Origin of the sequence: Lysobacter niastensis (assembly GCF_031457115.1) — a bacterium.
Lineage (GTDB): Bacteria > Pseudomonadota > Gammaproteobacteria > Xanthomonadales > Xanthomonadaceae > Lysobacter_J > Lysobacter_J niastensis_A.
In genome coordinates this window covers 1452371-1468025 of the sequence record NZ_JAVDVY010000001.1, presented here as the reverse complement: position 1 = coordinate 1468025, position 15655 = coordinate 1452371, and the positions used below count along the sequence as shown (strand labels likewise).

General features: G+C 65.7%; 13 protein-coding genes. 5 read left to right on the top strand and 8 right to left on the bottom strand.

Annotated features, from left to right (window positions below):
- Positions 1–48 precede the first annotated feature (48 nt).
- Positions 49–2634 (bottom strand): TonB-dependent receptor, encoded by a 2586-nt coding sequence (locus J2X06_RS06710; RefSeq protein ID WP_310059940.1) that lies wholly within the window; start codon positions 2632–2634, stop codon positions 49–51.
- 333 nt (positions 2635–2967) lie between these two features.
- Between J2X06_RS06710 and mutS the strand changes: the two genes are divergently transcribed.
- The 3 genes from mutS (at position 2968) to J2X06_RS06695 (ending at position 8937) form a co-directional block, all read left to right on the top strand.
- The gene (gene mutS, locus J2X06_RS06705; RefSeq protein ID WP_430539514.1) at positions 2968–5544 is read left to right on the top strand and encodes a DNA mismatch repair protein MutS; all 2577 of its coding nucleotides are present in this window, start codon (positions 2968–2970) and stop codon (positions 5542–5544) included.
- Positions 5545–5966: 422 nt separating this feature from the next.
- On the top strand, positions 5967–8144 hold the full coding sequence (katG, locus tag J2X06_RS06700; RefSeq protein WP_310059933.1) for a catalase/peroxidase HPI: 2178 nt from the start codon (positions 5967–5969) through the stop codon (positions 8142–8144).
- Between the two features lie 163 nt (positions 8145–8307).
- Positions 8308–8937, top strand: a complete 630-nt coding sequence (locus J2X06_RS06695) for a DUF937 domain-containing protein (protein ID WP_310059930.1) — start codon at positions 8308–8310, stop codon at positions 8935–8937.
- Positions 8938–8976: 39 nt separating this feature from the next.
- Here the strand turns inward: J2X06_RS06695 and J2X06_RS06690 are convergent, their stop codons facing one another.
- The 7 genes from J2X06_RS06690 to ffh all read right to left on the bottom strand — a co-directional run bounded on the left by J2X06_RS06690 (position 8977) and on the right by ffh (position 14208).
- Complete coding sequence (locus J2X06_RS06690) at positions 8977–9381, bottom strand: RNA-binding S4 domain-containing protein (protein ID WP_310059927.1); 405 nt, start codon at positions 9379–9381, stop codon at positions 8977–8979.
- Positions 9382–9414: 33 nt separating this feature from the next.
- A complete protein-coding gene (locus tag J2X06_RS06685; protein WP_310059924.1) occupies positions 9415–10176 on the bottom strand; it encodes a Mut7-C RNAse domain-containing protein in 762 nt (253 codons plus the stop codon).
- Positions 10177–10344: 168 nt separating this feature from the next.
- Complete coding sequence (rplS, locus tag J2X06_RS06680; RefSeq protein ID WP_310059921.1) at positions 10345–10734, bottom strand: 50S ribosomal protein L19; 390 nt, start codon at positions 10732–10734, stop codon at positions 10345–10347.
- Positions 10735–10893: 159 nt separating this feature from the next.
- Positions 10894–11676 carry a tRNA (guanosine(37)-N1)-methyltransferase TrmD gene (trmD, locus tag J2X06_RS06675; RefSeq protein ID WP_310059919.1) on the bottom strand — a complete coding sequence of 261 codons (783 nt, stop codon included), beginning with the start codon at positions 11674–11676 and terminating at the stop codon, positions 10894–10896.
- Positions 11677–11827: 151 nt separating this feature from the next.
- Complete coding sequence (rimM, locus tag J2X06_RS06670) at positions 11828–12343, bottom strand: ribosome maturation factor RimM (protein WP_310059916.1); 516 nt, start codon at positions 12341–12343, stop codon at positions 11828–11830.
- Positions 12344–12384: 41 nt separating this feature from the next.
- Positions 12385–12642: a 30S ribosomal protein S16 gene (gene rpsP, locus J2X06_RS06665; protein ID WP_310059913.1), complete on the bottom strand. Its 258-nt coding sequence runs from the start codon at positions 12640–12642 to the stop codon at positions 12385–12387.
- A gap of 198 nt (positions 12643–12840) precedes the next feature.
- Entirely contained in the window at positions 12841–14208 is a 1368-nt protein-coding gene (gene ffh / locus J2X06_RS06660) for a signal recognition particle protein (protein WP_310059910.1), read from the bottom strand.
- Positions 14209–14326: 118 nt separating this feature from the next.
- On the opposite strand from ffh, the gene J2X06_RS06655 reads away from it, so the two are divergent.
- Together J2X06_RS06655 and J2X06_RS06650 are read left to right on the top strand one after the other, a co-directional pair.
- Complete coding sequence (locus J2X06_RS06655) at positions 14327–15118, top strand: cytochrome C assembly family protein (RefSeq protein ID WP_310061308.1); 792 nt, start codon at positions 14327–14329, stop codon at positions 15116–15118.
- An 84-nt stretch (positions 15119–15202) separates the two neighbouring features.
- A complete protein-coding gene (locus J2X06_RS06650; RefSeq protein WP_310059907.1) occupies positions 15203–15655 on the top strand; it encodes a MarR family winged helix-turn-helix transcriptional regulator in 453 nt (150 codons plus the stop codon).

Genomic DNA, 15655 nt, shown 5'->3' with positions numbered 1-15655 from the left:
CCGATGACAGACGGTGGCCTCCGCGCGCGGAGGGCCACCAGCAGTGGCTCAGTACGTGATCCGCAAGGTCATGCCGTAGGTGCGCGGCGCGCCGAGGAACGCGTTGAACGAATTGAACGGGTTGTTCGGCGCCGGCGAGACGTTCTGCAGCGGCGCATCGAAGCCGACCTGCACGTAGTCCTCGTCGGTGAGGTTCAGGCCCCACAACTCGACCATCCAGCGCTTGTTGCGGGCGCCGAAGCCGATCCGCGCGTTCCACACGGTGTAGGCATCCTGGGCTTTTTCCACATCCTTGTCCGAGCCGGTGTTGTAGTCGGACATGTATTTGGCGCCGAGGTTGAAGCGTGCAATGTGGCTGTTGCCGACATCCACCTCATAGGTGGCCGATCCGGCCGCCGACCAGTACGGCGCGAAGCTGACGCGGCTGCCGGGAAGCTTGTAGAGCGCACCGGTGGGTGCGACGAAATCGCCGCCCGGGATGTCGTCGCCGTAGCGCGTATCGGCGTAGGTCACGCCGCCCTGCACCATCAGCCCCTTGGTCGCCTGCCACAGCAGCTCGGTGTCGATGCCCTTGGATACCACCTCGGGGATCGAGCGCACCACGAAGCTGGTGCCGAGGAAGCTGTTGAGCTGGAAGTCCTCGTAGGTCTGGTGGAACAACGTGGCGTTGGCCAGCAGGTTGCCATCCGCCCAGGTGGTCTTGGAACCGAGCTCGTAGCTGTCGACGAACTCGCCGGGGAACGAAGTGTCGTTGACCGGCAGGATGCCGGAACCGCCGCTGGACAAGCCGGTATTGGACTGCACGCGATCGAGGTTGAAACCGCCGGCCTTGTAGCCGCGCGCCCCGGACACGTAACCCATTACGTGGTCGTTGAAGCGATAGGCAACCTTGAGCGTGCCCGACCACTCCTTCTCCTCGCTTTCCTGGTGAGTCACCCGGCCGTTGTGCAGCGGGTTGGCCCATGGCAGGCAGGAGAAGCCGATCACCTGCGGAATCACCTGCGGCAGTGCGGCAGCCGGCACGCCGCGCGCCAGCAGCGCCTGCGCCACGCGCGCCTGGCCGCCAGGTCCGAGCATCGCCGAGCAGCCCGGGCTGCCATTGGGGTTGGCGTAGTTCGAATCGAGTTCCTTGTCCTCGCGGGTGTAACGCAGCCCAAGCGTCAGATCGAGCGCGTCGGTGGCGTGCCAGGTGTTGTTGGTGAACAACGCCGCGCTCTTGGCGTTCTGGCGGTAGACGTCGTTCGCGCCGAAACCCGCGAACACCGTGCCAGGCGGACGGCCGCTCGCCTGCGACAGGAACAGCGGTGCAGTGGGACTGCGCCCCAGAGCCGGATTGATCATCGACAACAGCGCGACGGACAAGTAAGGCTCGTAGCCGCTGCCGATGCGATAGGTCTCGTTGCGATCGAGGTCCTCATCGGAATAGAACGCGCCAAACATCCAGTCGACTCGGTCAGTGGAGCCGGTCAGGCGGAATTCCTGACTGAAGGTTTCGAATCCGGTGAACGACTCGTCCTCCTCGGGGTTGCGATACAGCAGGTCGGCGCTGCTGAAATCGAAATCGAGCCCGTTGATCGAACCCCAGTCGCGCCACGCGGTGATCGAGGTCAGCGTCGCCCCGTCGAACCACGGCGTGATCCAGTTGACCTCGGCGGCGACGCCCTTGTCCTTGATGTCCTGCTCGGTGCTGCGGTTGCTGTAGGCCACGCGCGCGAACGGGTCCGCCACCGGCGCCACGCCTTCGTCCGGCGACAAGCTGTCGATGATGGCCGCCGTGGCGCCACGCACCGTGGTCAGGCCGACGCAGCAGTTCTCCTCGCGGCTGGTGAAATCGGCGCTGAGGTTGATGTCCAGCGTGTCGGTCGGCTCGAACAACAGCTGGCCGCGCAGCGTGTGGAAGTTCTGGTCGCCGTCCTCGGTCTCCGTGCGCGGCCCGGCGCCGGTTCGGACGTCGTTGTACCCATCACGCTTGCGTTTGGCGGCGTAGACGCGGAAGGCGGCGCTCTCGCCCAGTGCCGTGTTGAACGCGCCGGAGACCCCCACCGCGTTGTAGTTGCCGACTGTCAGTTCGCCTTGGGCCTCGGTCTCGTAGTGGGGATGCTTGGTGATGACGTTGACCACGCCGGCCGAGGTGTTCTTGCCGAACACCGTGCCCTGCGGGCCCTTGAGCACTTCAATGCGCTCGATCTCGCCCAGGTCGCCGAAGCCGACGCCGTTGCGTGGCCGGTAGACGCCATCGATGAGCACGCCGACGGATGACTCCAAGCCGGCGTTGTCGCCCACCGTGCCGATGCCGCGGATGCGCACGGTGGTCTGCGCCTCGCTCTGCGTGCTGGTCACGGTCAGGCCGGGCACCAGCACCTGCATGTCCTTGACGTCGCGCACGCCGGTGTCCTGCAGCAGTTGCTCGGGCAACGCGGTGATCGCAATCGGCACGTCCTGCATCGCCTCCTCTCGCTTCTGCGCGGTCACCGTGAGCGCGGCCAACGTGGTGGCCTCCTTTTCTTCCTCCTTTCGCCCAGCAGGCTCCTGGGCCGATGCCGCCAGCAGCGGCATGGAGGTAAACGCTGCTGTGATGGCGATCGCCAGCAGTTTCCGGGTCCCGACGGGCATGGCCAACTTGATCGAACGCATTGCTCCCCCTCGTTCTGATGTGCTGCTCATGAGTTGGACCGCACCCCAGAACGCGGCCGACGTCACCCGTGCTCCCCAGCACGCCGCAGCCCCAGCGGGCAATACGGTGGCGAACGTTAAGAAGAAGCTAACCGCGGGCCGGTAGGGGCACACGCTGCAACGCACCAATGCGGACATATCTGCTTTTTCGCGCGGATTTCCGGCTTATCAGCGCGCCAGCCGGCCATGTGCTTTTTTGCCCGACCGCGATCACGGCGGCCGCTCCGGCTGTTAGCCTAGTCCGCTTTCGCCGCCGGCCCAGGCCGGCCTTTCTGAACGAACCTTTGCAGATCCATGAGTCCAGCCGACCGGCCGCAAGAGCACACGCCCCTGATGAAGCAGTTCTTCGCCGCCAAGGCGGAGCATCCGGACGTGCTGCTGTTCTTCCGGATGGGAGACTTCTACGAACTGTTCTTTGATGACGCGCGCAAGGCCGCGCGGCTGCTCGACATCACCCTGACCCAGCGCGGCCAGTCGGCCGGCCAGCCGATCCCCATGGCCGGCGTCCCGCACCATTCGGCGGAGGGCTACCTGGCCCGCCTGGTGGCGCTGGGCGAGTCGGTGGCGATCTGCGAACAGATCGGCGATCCGGCGCTGGCCAAGGGCATCGTCGAGCGCAAGGTCGTGCGCATCGTCACACCTGGCACGGTGACCGACGAGGCGCTGCTCAACGAGCGCCGCGACACGCTGCTGCTGACGGTCGCCCGCGGCAAGTCCGGTTATGGCCTGGCCTGGGCCGACCTCGCCGGCGGCCGCTTCCTGGTCAATGAAGTCACCAGCGACGACGCACTGGAGGCCGAACTCGCCCGCCTCGAGCCGGCCGAAACCCTGATCGCCGACGAGGAGGTCTGGCCCGCCTTCATCGCCGAACGCACTGGCATGCGCCGTCGCGCGCCGTGGCTGTTCGATGCCGACAGCGGCCGCCGCCAGTTGCTGCGTTTTTTCAACCTGCACGACCTGTCCGGCTTCGGCCTGGAAGACAAGCCGTTGTCGGTCGCGGCCGCGGCCGCCCTGCTCGGCTACGTCGAGGAAACCCAGAAGCAGCGCCTGCCGCATCTGACCTCGATCGCGGTCGAATCCGGAGACGGCGCGATCACAATGAACGCCGCCACGCGCCGCCATCTCGAACTGGATACCCGCTTGGACGGCGACAGCCGCCACACCCTGCTGGGCGTGCTGGATTCCACCATTACGCCGATGGGCGGCCGCCTGTTGCGGCGCTGGTTGCATCGCCCGCTGCGCGAGCGCGCGCCGCTGCGCCTGCGCCAGCAGGCCGTGGCGGCGCTGATCGACTCGCGCGCCAGCGATGCTATTCGCGAGCGCTTCCGCGCGCTGGGCGACCTCGAGCGCATCCTCTCGCGCATCGCCCTGCGCAGCGCACGCCCGCGCGACCTGTCGACGCTGCGCGACGGCCTGTCCATGCTGCCGGACGTGCGCAGCCTGCTTGCGCCGGTGGATTCGCCGCGCCTGGCCCAGCTTGCGGCCGAACTCGGCGAGCACGACGAGCACGCCCACCTGCTGCGCTCCGCCATCGTCGCGCAGCCGCCGGTGCTGGCGCGCGAGGGCGGCGTTTTCGCCGAGGGTTACGACGCGGAACTGGACGAGTTGCGCACGCTGTCGACCCACGCCGACCAGTTCCTGATCGACCTGGAAGCGCGCGAACGCGCCAGCAGCGGCATTGCGACACTGAAGGTCGGCTACAACCGCGTGCACGGCTACTACATCGAGATCAGCAAGGGCCAGAGCGACAAGGCGCCGACGCACTACACGCGGCGGCAGACGCTGACCGGCGCCGAGCGTTACATCACCGAAGAGCTGAAGCAGTTCGAGGACAAGGTGCTGTCCGCGCGCGAGCGTTCGCTCAGCCGCGAACGCCTGCTGTACGAACAGTTGCTCGATGCGCTGAACGAACGCCTGGAGCCGCTCAAGCGCTGCGCCGCCGCGCTGGCCGAGCTCGACGTGCTGGCCTGCTTCGCCGAGCGCGCGCAGTCGCTGGACTGGGCGCAACCGGAACTGACCGAAGAACCCGGCCTGCACATCGAGCGCGGACGCCATCCGGTGGTCGAGGCGGTGCGCACCGAACCGTTCGAGCCCAACGACTTGGTCTTGCACGACGACCGCCGCATGCTGGTCATCACCGGCCCGAACATGGGCGGTAAATCGACCTACATGCGCCAGAACGCGCTGATCGTGCTGCTGGCCCATGTCGGCAGCTTCGTGCCAGCGTCGCGCGCGGTGATCGGCCCGATCGACCGCATCCTCACCCGCATCGGCGCCGGCGACGACCTGGCCCGCGGCCAATCGACCTTCATGGTCGAGATGAGCGAAACGAGCTACATCCTCCACCACGCCACCGCGCAGTCGCTGGTGCTGATGGACGAGATCGGGCGCGGCACCTCGACCTACGACGGCCTGGCGCTGGCCGAAGCGTGCGCGCGCCATCTCGCGCAAGCCAATCGCGCCTACACGCTGTTCGCCACGCACTACTTCGAACTGACGACGCTGGCCGAGCCCGGCAGCGGCATCGCCAACGTCCACCTGGATGCGGTGGAACACGGCGACCAACTGGTCTTCATGCATGCGGTCAAGGACGGCCCGGCCGATCGCAGCTTCGGATTGCAGGTGGCGGCACTCGCCGGCCTTCCGAAGTCGGTGGTGCGGCAGGCGCGCGGCCGCCTGGCCGAACTCGAGCAGCACAGCCGCGACGCACCGATGCCGTCTCTCGCGCCCGCCGCACTGGACGCACCCCAGCAGTTCGGCCTGTTTGCGCCCTCCTCCGCAGCGCTCGATGCACTGACATCGATCGATCCCGACGAGCTCACGCCCAAGCAGGCGCTGGAAGCGCTGTATCGCCTGAAGGCGCTGTCCTGATCCGCAGCGCCGTGTCCTTGCCTGCGCCGGGGACACTCGGCACGTTGGCGCCCTCGGCCTGAAATCCCTGATTTACGAAGCGGTGCTGCGGCGGGCATATCTGTCGTGGCGCGTTACGTTCTCGTGAAAATCGCGCCCATCCATAGTCGTGACATATCGAATTGTTCAATTCATTCGATTTCACCTGTCGATCGACTCTGACTAATGTTGGCTCAGGGCTTCCCGATCGGGAGCCTGTCGTTGCACAGCAATCCCTGCGTCGCGGTTGCTGCACCCGCTGTCGACACGAACAACAAGAACATGGCTGCGGTCAGGCGAAATGCCGACGCATCGGGCAGTGTCATTCGCAGGAAAACACGTTCATCCGTACATGGACTTCCATGCCGCCGCAGTCGGGCGCCAACGATCGAAGGAGAGAACCAATGAATCTTGAAGCCAAGTGCCCTTTCCATCATGCCGGTAGCGGCAGGTCCAACCGCGACTGGTGGCCGGATCAACTGCAGCTGGACCTGCTGGCCCAGCACTCGTCCAAGTCCAATCCGATGGGCGCGCAATTCAACTATGCCGAGGAATTCAAGAGCCTGGACCTGAAGGCCCTGAAGCAGGATCTAACCGCGTTGATGACCGACTCGCAGGAGTGGTGGCCTGCCGACTTCGGCCACTACGGTCCGCTCTTCATCCGCATGGCATGGCACAGCGCCGGCACGTATCGCATCGGCGATGGCCGTGGCGGCGGTGGTCGCGGCCAGCAGCGCTTCGCGCCGCTCAACAGCTGGCCGGACAACGTCAGCCTGGACAAGGCACGGCGCCTGTTGTGGCCGATCAAGCAAAAGTACGGCCGCAAGATCTCCTGGGCCGACCTGATGATCCTGGCGGGCAACGTCGCCCTGGAGTCGATGGGCTTCAAGACCTTCGGTTTCGCCGGCGGCCGGGAGGACACATGGGAACCGGACCACGACATCAACTGGGGCCTGGAAGCGACATGGCTGGGCGACGAACGCTATTCCGGCGATCGCGAGCTGGCCAATCCGTTCGGCGCTGTGCAGATGGGCCTGATCTACGTCAACCCGGAAGGGCCCAATGGCAACCCGGATCCGATCGCAGCCGCGCGCGACATCCGCGAAACCTTCGCACGCATGGCCATGAACGACGAGGAGACCGTGGCGCTGATCGCGGGCGGCCATACTTTCGGCAAGACCCACGGCGCCGGCGAGGCGACGCATGTCGGCGCCGCACCCGAAGGCGAAGACATCGTCGCGCAGGGGCTCGGCTGGCACAGCACGCACGGCACCGGCATCGCCGGCGACGCCATCACCAGTGGACTGGAGGTCACCTGGACGACCACGCCGACGAAGTGGAACCAGGATTTCTTCAAGCATCTGTTCGACTACGAGTGGGAACTGACCAAGAGCCCCGCCGGCGCGCATCAGTGGCAGCCGAAGAACGGCGCGGGTGCGGACACGGTCCCGGATGCGCACGACATGTCGAAGCGGCGCGCACCCAACATGCTCACCACCGATCTTTCACTGCGACTCGATCCGGCCTACGAAAAAATCTCGCGGCGCTTCCGCGATCATCCTGACCAGTTCGCCGACGCCTTCGCTCGGGCGTGGTTCAAGCTCACGCACCGTGACATGGGTCCGCGCGCGCGCTATCTCGGCCCGGAAGTGCCGGCCGAACAACTCATCTGGCAGGACCCGGTTCCGGCGGTCGACCATCCGTTGATCGACGAAGCGGACATCGCTTCCCTCAAGGCGAAGATCCTGGCGTCGGGGCTTACGGTGCAGCAGCTGGTGTCGACCGCGTGGGCGTCCGCATCCACGTTCCGCGGATCCGACAAGCGCGGCGGCGCGAATGGCGCGCGCATCCGGCTGGCGCCGCAGAAGGACTGGGAGGTCAACGAGCCCGCGCAACTGGCAGGCGTGCTCAAGAAGCTCGAAGGCATCCAGAAGGAATTCAACGACGCGCAGCCCGGTGGCAAGAAGGTCTCGCTTGCGGACCTGATCGTCCTGGGCGGCGCCGCCGGTGTCGAACTGGCGGCGAAGAACGCTGGTCATTCGATCACGGCGCCCTTCTCTCCCGGACGAACGGATGCCTCCCAGGAGCAGACCGATGTCGCGTCGTTCGCGCCGCTCGAGCCGCCCGCGGACGGCTTCCGCAATTACCTCAAGGGCAAGTACAGCGTTCCGGCCGAGACCCTGCTGGTCGACAAGGCGCAATTGCTGACCCTGACCGCACCCGAGATGACCGTGCTGGTCGGCGGCCTGCGCGTGCTTGGCGGCAACGTCGGGCAGACCAGGCACGGTGTTTTCACCGAGCGCCCTGAGGCGCTGACGAACGACTTCTTCGTCAACCTGCTCGACATGCGAACGGAGTGGAAGGCGAAGACCGGTGACGAAGCCGTGTTCGAGGCGCGCGACCGCAAGACCGGTGAGCTGAAGTGGACGGGCACGCGCGTCGACCTCATCTTCGGTTCAAACTCGCAACTGCGTGCATTGGCGGAAGTCTATGGCGGCTCCGACGCACAGGAGAAATTCGTCAAGGACTTCGTCGCGGCCTGGAGCAAGGTGATGAATCTCGATCGTTTCGACCTTGCATGATTTCAGGCTGGACACTGAGGTCTTATGCCAGGAAGCCCGACGCAATGCGTCGGGCTTCCTTATGCGCGAAAGAATGTCAGTTGCAGCGAATGCATCACACAGTCAGCAACGCCGATTGCATTGGCGCTAGGATCGAACCCCACCCCACAAAGGACTGGCCGCAATGAGCGCTTCTCTTACCGACGAACTCTTCAACCAGTTGCAAGGCCAACCGTTGGCCGACATCGGCAGCCAACTCGGTCTTTCGCAATCGCAGGCCAGTGGCGCGGTTGCCGCTGCCCTGCCTTTACTGCTCGGTGCGCTTGGTCGCAATGCCAGTCAGGCGCAAGGTGCCGAAGCGTTGTTCGGTGCGCTGCAACGCGACCATTCGGGCCTGGATATCGGCAGCGTGCTTGGGTCGGTGCTCGGCGGCGGCGGCCAGGGATCGCAGATCCTCGGCCACATCTTCGGCGCCCGCCAGCAAGGCGCGGCGCAGGGCCTCGGCGCGGCCACCGGGCTAGGCAGCGACCAGGCCGGAGGCTTGTTGAAGGTATTGGCGCCGATCGTGCTCGCGTTCCTGGCGCAGCGGATGTTTGCGCAAGGCGGAAACGCGGTTGCTCCGCAGCTCGCATCGAACGATGTATCGCCGCAACTGCTGGGCCAGGTGTTGGGACAGGAACACAGCAATATCGCACAACAAGGCGGTTTGGGCGGCGACCTGCTGGGCGCCGTCCTGGATCGCGATGGCGACGGCGATACCGATTTCACCGACCTGCTCGGCCTGGCCGGTTCGTTCCTCGGCAAACCCCGCTGATCCTGTTCGGGCGGGCGTTTGCTCGCCTGCCCGTCTGTATCACATGGCGTCGATGTCGCCCAGCGCGCGGATCAGACGCCGCGCGCGCTTGTCCGGCTTGGTCGCAGGCGCCTGGTAACCCGTTCGCTCGGCGATGCGCTGTGCACGCAATTGCGCGCGTGCCTGCTTCGACCACTCGCTTTCCTCGTACAGGGTCTGCGCAACGCTGGCCGGACCGCGCACGTCGCTGAGCGCGCGCACGACCACTTCGAACGTCTCCTCGCCCCTGACCACGCGTAGCTCATCGCCGATGCGAACGGCGCGCGAAGCCTTGGCCCGCTGACCGCCGATATCGACTTTGCCGGTGTCGATCGCCTGCTTGGCCAGCGATCGGGTCTTGTAGAAGCGCGCGGCCCACAGCCACAGGTCCAGGCGCACGCTACTTTCAGCAGCTTCGGTATTCATCTCGCACAATCGTCTCTTGCTGGTCGTCCAACTTCAAATCGACACCCCCACTTCCGCCAGTCGCTGTCGCAAACGCACCAGGTGGCTGCCCGGCCAATATACCTGGCGGCATCCGCTGCAGCGACTCAACGCGCCATGGCCATGCTCCGCAACGACGCGTGGTGGCGCATCGCTCTGCGAGGTCGCGGCCGACATCGGCTCCACCACGCCGTTACAGCGCGCGCAACGCGTGAACGGTGCGATCCTGTCGTTGAGCTGAAAGCGGTCGCAGATCTCACGCAGCTGCCTTCGCGGATCGGTGGCGTGCAGGAATGCGCCATGGGTCAACGCCGCCCGCTTGAGCAGGCCGGTGTCGCGACTGAGCAGGATCCGGTGCTGTGAACGCGAGATCCACAGCAATTCGTCATCATCGTAGTCGTTGCGATACAGGCAGTCGAAACCGAGCAGGCGCAGGTACGACGCCAGGCGGCCAAGATGCACATCGAGCACGAACCGCGGTTCGCGCAATGGAACCGGACGCAGCCGGCACGTGTCGCCCAGTTCGAAGCACTCGAACATCGGATACACCGTCACCCGCTCACCGCCGTGGAGCTTGTGCGCGAAATCGACGGGCTCTCCATCCACGAGGATCAGGTCGACCTCCGTGTGCGGTACGCCCAGGGATTCGATGCGGTCCTTTACGGTGGGCGTACCTTCAAACACGTGAGTGAAGGTCTGCTTCCTGCAGGCGGGCGGCAGGAAGTCGCACAGTTCTTCGTAGAAGCGGAATTCGCAGTGGCGCAGCGCCTGGGCCACGGATGGACTCTCGCGCGACGCGGCGTTCGGCCGCCGCCAAAGCTTACGCCAGCGCTGGTGAAGTCCCACGCTGGTGAAGCCGGCGATCCACAAACGCCAACGGCCGCCCTGAGGCGGCCGTTGGAGGTGTCGCTGCGGGTGGACCCGCGGCGCCAATGGTTGCAAAACTTACTGGGCAGCCTTGGCCTTGGCGTAGGCGGCCAGGTCTTCCTTGATGCGCGCCTTCTTGCCTTCCAGGCCACGCAGGTAGTACAGCTTGCCCGAGCGGACCTTGCCGCGGCGCTTGACGTCGACCGAGTCGATCGTCGCGCTGTGGGTCTGGAACACGCGCTCGACGCCGTAGCCGTGCGAGATCTTGCGCACGGTGAACGACGAGTTCAGGCCGCCGTTCTTGATCGCGATAACCACGCCTTCATAGGCCTGGACGCGCTCACGGTTGCCTTCCTTGACCTTGACGTTGACGACGACGGTGTCGCCTTGGCTGAAGTCGGGCAGCTTGCGCGTGATCTGCTCGGCTTCGAAATTCTGCAGCAGCGTGTTGAGCGAGGGCTTGTTCATGGGAGGACCTGTTTGAGCTTGCCTGTTGGTGTCGTTGTAGCGCGAGTGCACGTGGACCCGCGTCTGGCATGTGTGGAGCTAATGGGTACAGCGGACGGAACCAGCGAGTGGAACCAAGCCGCGCATTATAGCGGCATTTTTCCTTTGCGCGACTGGTGCTTACGTGTTTTTGGCGGGGGCCTGGACGGGAAGCGGCTCCCCCACCCCGTTCAGTTCGGCGCGGAAGGCGTCCAGCAGCTTCCGGTCGGCCTTGGACAGGGTGGCCTCGTCCAGCAGGTCCGGGCGGCGTTGCCAGGTCCGCCCCAGCGCCTGCATCCGCCGCCATTTGGCGATCTGTGCATGGTTGCCGGACATCAATACCGGCGGCACCGACCCAAGCTCGTGCTCGACCGGACGGGTGTAGTGGGGGCAATCCAGCAGGCCGTCCTCGAAGCTGTCCTGCACCGCCGACTCTGCATCGCCCAGAACCCCCTCGCGCAACCGGGCAACCGCGTCGACCACCACGGCCGCGGCCAGCTCGCCACCGGACAGCACGTAGTCGCCGATCGACAGCTCCTCGTCGACCTCGGCCTGGATCAGGCGCTCGTCGATGCCCTCATAGCGGCCGCACAGCAGGATCACCCGCTCACGACCGGCCAGTTCGCGGACCTTGGCCTGGGTCAGCGGAGCGCCCTGCGGGCTCAGATAGATGACCCTGGCAGGTACGTCGACCGCTTCTCGGGCCGCCCTCAGGCAGGCGCGCAGCGGCTCTATCAGCATCACCATGCCCGGCCCTCCGCCGAACGGACGGTCGTCGACGCGGCGATAATTGCCCTCGGCGTAGTCGCGCGGATTCCAGCCATGCAGCGACAGCAGGCCGCGCTCGCCCGCCCGCCCGACCACGCCGAACGCGGCGCACTGGGCGATGAATTCGGGGAACAGGCTGACGACGTCGATGCGCATGCGGTTTGTACCCAAGGGCGTTGGCGGGAGACCGTGCAGCTCATCCAGCGACATCTGCCCTATCAAGGCAGTCGCAGAGACCGAGCCCCGGACCGCGACTGCGCGAAGGCGCTGGATTCCCGCCTTCGCGGGAATGACGCGCAAAAATACCCTAGAAATCGGGATCCCAGTCGACCGTGACCACGCCGGCCCCGAAGTCCACCGAGGTCACGTATTGCGGCTGCACGAACGGGATCATGCGCTCGCGCTCGTCATCGCGGGCCACGAGCACATCGTTGGCGCCGGTGGCAAACAGGTGCGACACGGTGCCGAGCGAAACGCCGTCGACCGTGACCACTTTCAGGCCTTCCAGGTCGACCCAGTAGTACTCACCTTCGCTCGGTGGCGGCAGCGCCGAACGCGGGACGTAAATCTCGGTCCCGCGCATCGCTTCGATCGCGTCGCGATCGGCGACATCGGGAAACGTGGCGACCACATGCTTGCCGCTTTCCTTGCCGCGAACGCCGGTGATCTCGCGCTCGTTACCGCGCGCGTCGCGCAGGATCCACGGCTGGTAACGGAAGATCGCGCTGCGCGGCTCGGTCCAGGACTCGAGTTTCGCTTCGCCACGAATGCCGAAGGCGCCGGCCACCCTGCCCAACAGGATGCGACGCCCGGTATCTTTCATCGTGAGGCGGCCGCGCGCCGTTTAAACGCGCGGCCTGCGGATCAGGCTGCGGTAGCGGTCTTGGCCGCTTCCTTGTACAGCACGGCAACCTTGTCGGTCAGCTGCGCGCCGTTGGCGACCCAATGCTTGACGCGCTCGACGTTCAGCTCGACGCGCTTTTCGGCGCCCTGGGCGACTGGGTTGTAGAAGCCCACGCGCTCGATGTTGCGGCCGTCACGGGCGTTGCGGCTGTCGGTGACGATGACGTGGTAGAAGGGGCGCTTCTTGGCGCCGCCGCGAGCGAGACGAATCTTGACCATGGTTCGGTGTTTCCTGTGGAGCCCAGTCGCCGGAATGGCGAGGTAAGCCGGAAATTGTAAGCCATTGATCGGGACGAGGAAACCCCTGGGATTCCGGGGTCTCTCGCGCTTCGCGCACCCCATTCCGCCCTTCGGACACCTTCTCCCGCACGGGGAGAAGGGGAAGCATCGCCCTTCTCCGCCCAGGCGGGAGAGGGATTACCTGAACGGCATGCCGCCGCGGGCACCCATCATGCCCTTCATTCCGCGCATCAGGCCCTTCATGCCGCCGCCGGACAGCTTGCTCATCATCTTTTCCATCTGCTGGTACTGCTTCATCAGCTTGTTGACGTCGGCCGGGGTCATGCCGGAACCCTTGGCGATGCGGGCGCGGCGCGAGCCGTTCAGCAGCGCCGGGTTGCGGCGCTCCTTCCTGGTCATGGAGTTGATGATGGCCACCATCCGCGGCACTTCCTTGCCGGTGACCTGGTTCTTCACGGCATCGGGGATCTGGCCCATGCCCGGCAGCTTGTCCATGAGCCCGTGCAGGCCGCCCATGTTCTGCATCTGCTCGAGTTGGTCCTTCATGTCGTTGAGGTCGAACTTCTTGCCCTTGGCGACCTTCTCGGCCAGCTTCTGCGCCTTGTCCTTGTCGACCTGCTGCTCCACCTGCTCGACCAGCGACAGCACGTCGCCCATGTCGAGGATGCGGCTGGCGATGCGGTCCGGATGGAACACGTCCAGGCCGTCGGGCTTCTCGCCCACGCCGATGAACTTGATCGGACGCTGCGTGATGTAGCGCACCGACAGCGCGGCGCCGCCCCGGGCGTCGCCGTCGGTCTTGGTCAGTACCACGCCGGTCAGCGGCAGCGCCTCTCCGAAATGCTTGGCGGTGACCGCGGCGTCCTGACCGGTCATCGAGTCGACCACGAACAGCGTTTCCACCGGATTGACCGCGGCGTGCAACGCCTTGATCTCGGCCATCATCGCTTCGTCGATGCTGGTGCGGCCGGCGGTGTCGACCAGCAGCACGTCAACGTACGACTTGCGCGCGTCGTCGATGGCGGCCCTGACGATGGCTTCGGGCTTCTGGTCGGCGCTGGACGGGAAGAACAGCACATCGACCTGCTGCGCCAGCGTCTTGAGCTGCTCGATCGCGGCCGGACGGTAGACGTCGGCCGACACCACCATCACCTTCTTCTTGCGCTTTTCCTTCAGGTGCTTGGCGAGCTTGGCGACCGTGGTGGTCTTGCCGGCACCCTGCAGGCCGGCCATCAGGATCACCGCCGGGGCCGGCACGTTGAGATTCAGGTCCGACGCCTGCGAGCCCATCACAGCGGTGAGCTCGTCGCGCACGACCTTGATCAGGGCCTGGCCCGGAGTCAGCGACTTGAGCACTTCCTGGCCTACCGCGCGCACCTTGATGCGCTCGATCAGCGCCTGCACCACCGGCAGGGCGACGTCGGCCTCCAGCAGCGCGATACGCACCTCGCGGGTCGCCTCGCGGATGTTCTCCTCGGTCAACCGGCCGCGGCCGCGCAGGCGCTCGATGGTGCCGGAGAGACGCTGGGTCAGGGATTCGAACATGCGGGAGTACCTGAGGAGAACCGAAAAACGGGGCGCGAAGTATAGCCCGCCCCACTACAACCGAGTCCTGCCAACCACGTCCCTGCGGTTCGTCTCGCCGCTGTGCGACACTGAGGCGATGACAATCGTTCTCATCGCGATCGCACTCTATCTGCTGGCAGCCGGCCTTCTGGTTCTCGGAGTCAGCCAAGGTAACGGACATCGAATGCGCCTGTGGCTGCTGCCGGCGGTCACCGCCGTGGCATTGCATGGCACCGCGCATCTGATCGCCTGGCGCAATGCCGGCGGCGCCGATCTGCATTTCTTCGCGGCGCTGTCATTGGTCGGACTGGGCATGGCGGCGCTGACGAGCCTGGTCGGCGCTGCAGGGCGAATGGCGGCGCTGGGCGTGGTGGTCTTTCCGCTAGCCGCGCTGACGCTGTTCGGTTACCAGCACCATGGCCATCTGCTGGCCGAAACGCTCGACTGGCGCCTGCAGCTGCATGCATGGCTGGCCCTGCTCGCCTACGCAACGCTCGCCATCGCTGCACTGCTGGCCATCATGCTGTGGCTGCAGGAGCGCGCCCTGCGCCGGCGCGAATTCCACCAGTGGCTGCGCGCCCTGCCCCCGCTCGTGGAACTGGAAACCCTGCTGTTCCGTACCATCGCGGTCGGTTTTGCGCTGCTGACAGCGACCCTGTTGACCGGCGTGCTGTTCGTCGAAAACCTGCTATCCCAGCACCTTGTCCACAAAACCGTACTGAGCGTGCTGTCCTGGCTCGCTTTCGGCGGCTTGCTGCTTGGCCGCTGGCGTTATGGCTGGCGTGGCGCGGTCGCCGTGCGGTGGACGCTGGCCGCCATGGGGCTGCTTATCCTGGCGTTCTTCGGCAGCAAGTTCGTGCTGGAACTGGTCCTCGCCCGGCCAAGCTGACCACCCTTCAGTCGGGCTCGGCGGACCCTTGCCGTAACAATATTTGCCTTGACAATTATTGTTCGGGCTAAGAACATGCGCCAGATGAATGCGCCCCTCTCCTCGTGCAGCGGCTCCAGCCTGGGCCTTCTGTTCCGCCAGGCCCGCGATGCCATGTGGGCGCGCCTGGAGTACGAACTGGCGGCTGCCGGACATGAGCTGACCTTCAGCCAGTACGTCACCCTGAAGATGCTTTCCAGCGGCCCGGCCGGCGTGACCGACCTGGCGCGCTTCGCCGAGCTCAATCCGGGCGCGATGACCCGCCTGCTCGACAAGCTCGAGGCCAAGGGCATCATCGCCCGCGTCGCCGACCCCGCCGACCGCCGCGCCCTGAACATCCATCTCACCGATGCCGGCCTGTCGATGTGGCAGGACGTCAACCAGTGCGGCCAGCGCGTGCTCGAGCGCGCGATGACCGGCATGAGCCAAGACGAGCGCAACCAGCTCACGCGCCTGATCGAGCAGGTGCGAGACAACCTTTCCTTTACCGGTTCCTGA

Coding starts and splice junctions, on each gene's coding strand:
- J2X06_RS06710 (WP_310059940.1), bottom strand. CDS start 2,634: ATGCGTTCGATCAAGTTGGCCATGCCCGTCGGGACCCGGAAACTGCTG.
- rimM (WP_310059916.1), bottom strand. CDS start 12,343: ATGAAAGATACCGGGCGTCGCATCCTGTTGGGCAGGGTGGCCGGCGCC.
- J2X06_RS06650 (WP_310059907.1), top strand. CDS start 15,203: ATGAATGCGCCCCTCTCCTCGTGCAGCGGCTCCAGCCTGGGCCTTCTG.
- ffh (WP_310059910.1), bottom strand. CDS start 14,208: ATGTTCGAATCCCTGACCCAGCGTCTCTCCGGCACCATCGAGCGCCTG.
- mutS (WP_430539514.1), top strand. CDS start 2,968: ATGAGTCCAGCCGACCGGCCGCAAGAGCACACGCCCCTGATGAAGCAG.
- J2X06_RS06690 (WP_310059927.1), bottom strand. CDS start 9,381: ATGAATACCGAAGCTGCTGAAAGTAGCGTGCGCCTGGACCTGTGGCTG.
- katG (WP_310059933.1), top strand. CDS start 5,967: ATGAATCTTGAAGCCAAGTGCCCTTTCCATCATGCCGGTAGCGGCAGG.
- rpsP (WP_310059913.1), bottom strand. CDS start 12,642: ATGGTCAAGATTCGTCTCGCTCGCGGCGGCGCCAAGAAGCGCCCCTTC.
- rplS (WP_310059921.1), bottom strand. CDS start 10,734: ATGAACAAGCCCTCGCTCAACACGCTGCTGCAGAATTTCGAAGCCGAG.
- J2X06_RS06655 (WP_310061308.1), top strand. CDS start 14,327: ATGACAATCGTTCTCATCGCGATCGCACTCTATCTGCTGGCAGCCGGC.
- J2X06_RS06695 (WP_310059930.1), top strand. CDS start 8,308: ATGAGCGCTTCTCTTACCGACGAACTCTTCAACCAGTTGCAAGGCCAA.
- trmD (WP_310059919.1), bottom strand. CDS start 11,676: ATGCGCATCGACGTCGTCAGCCTGTTCCCCGAATTCATCGCCCAGTGC.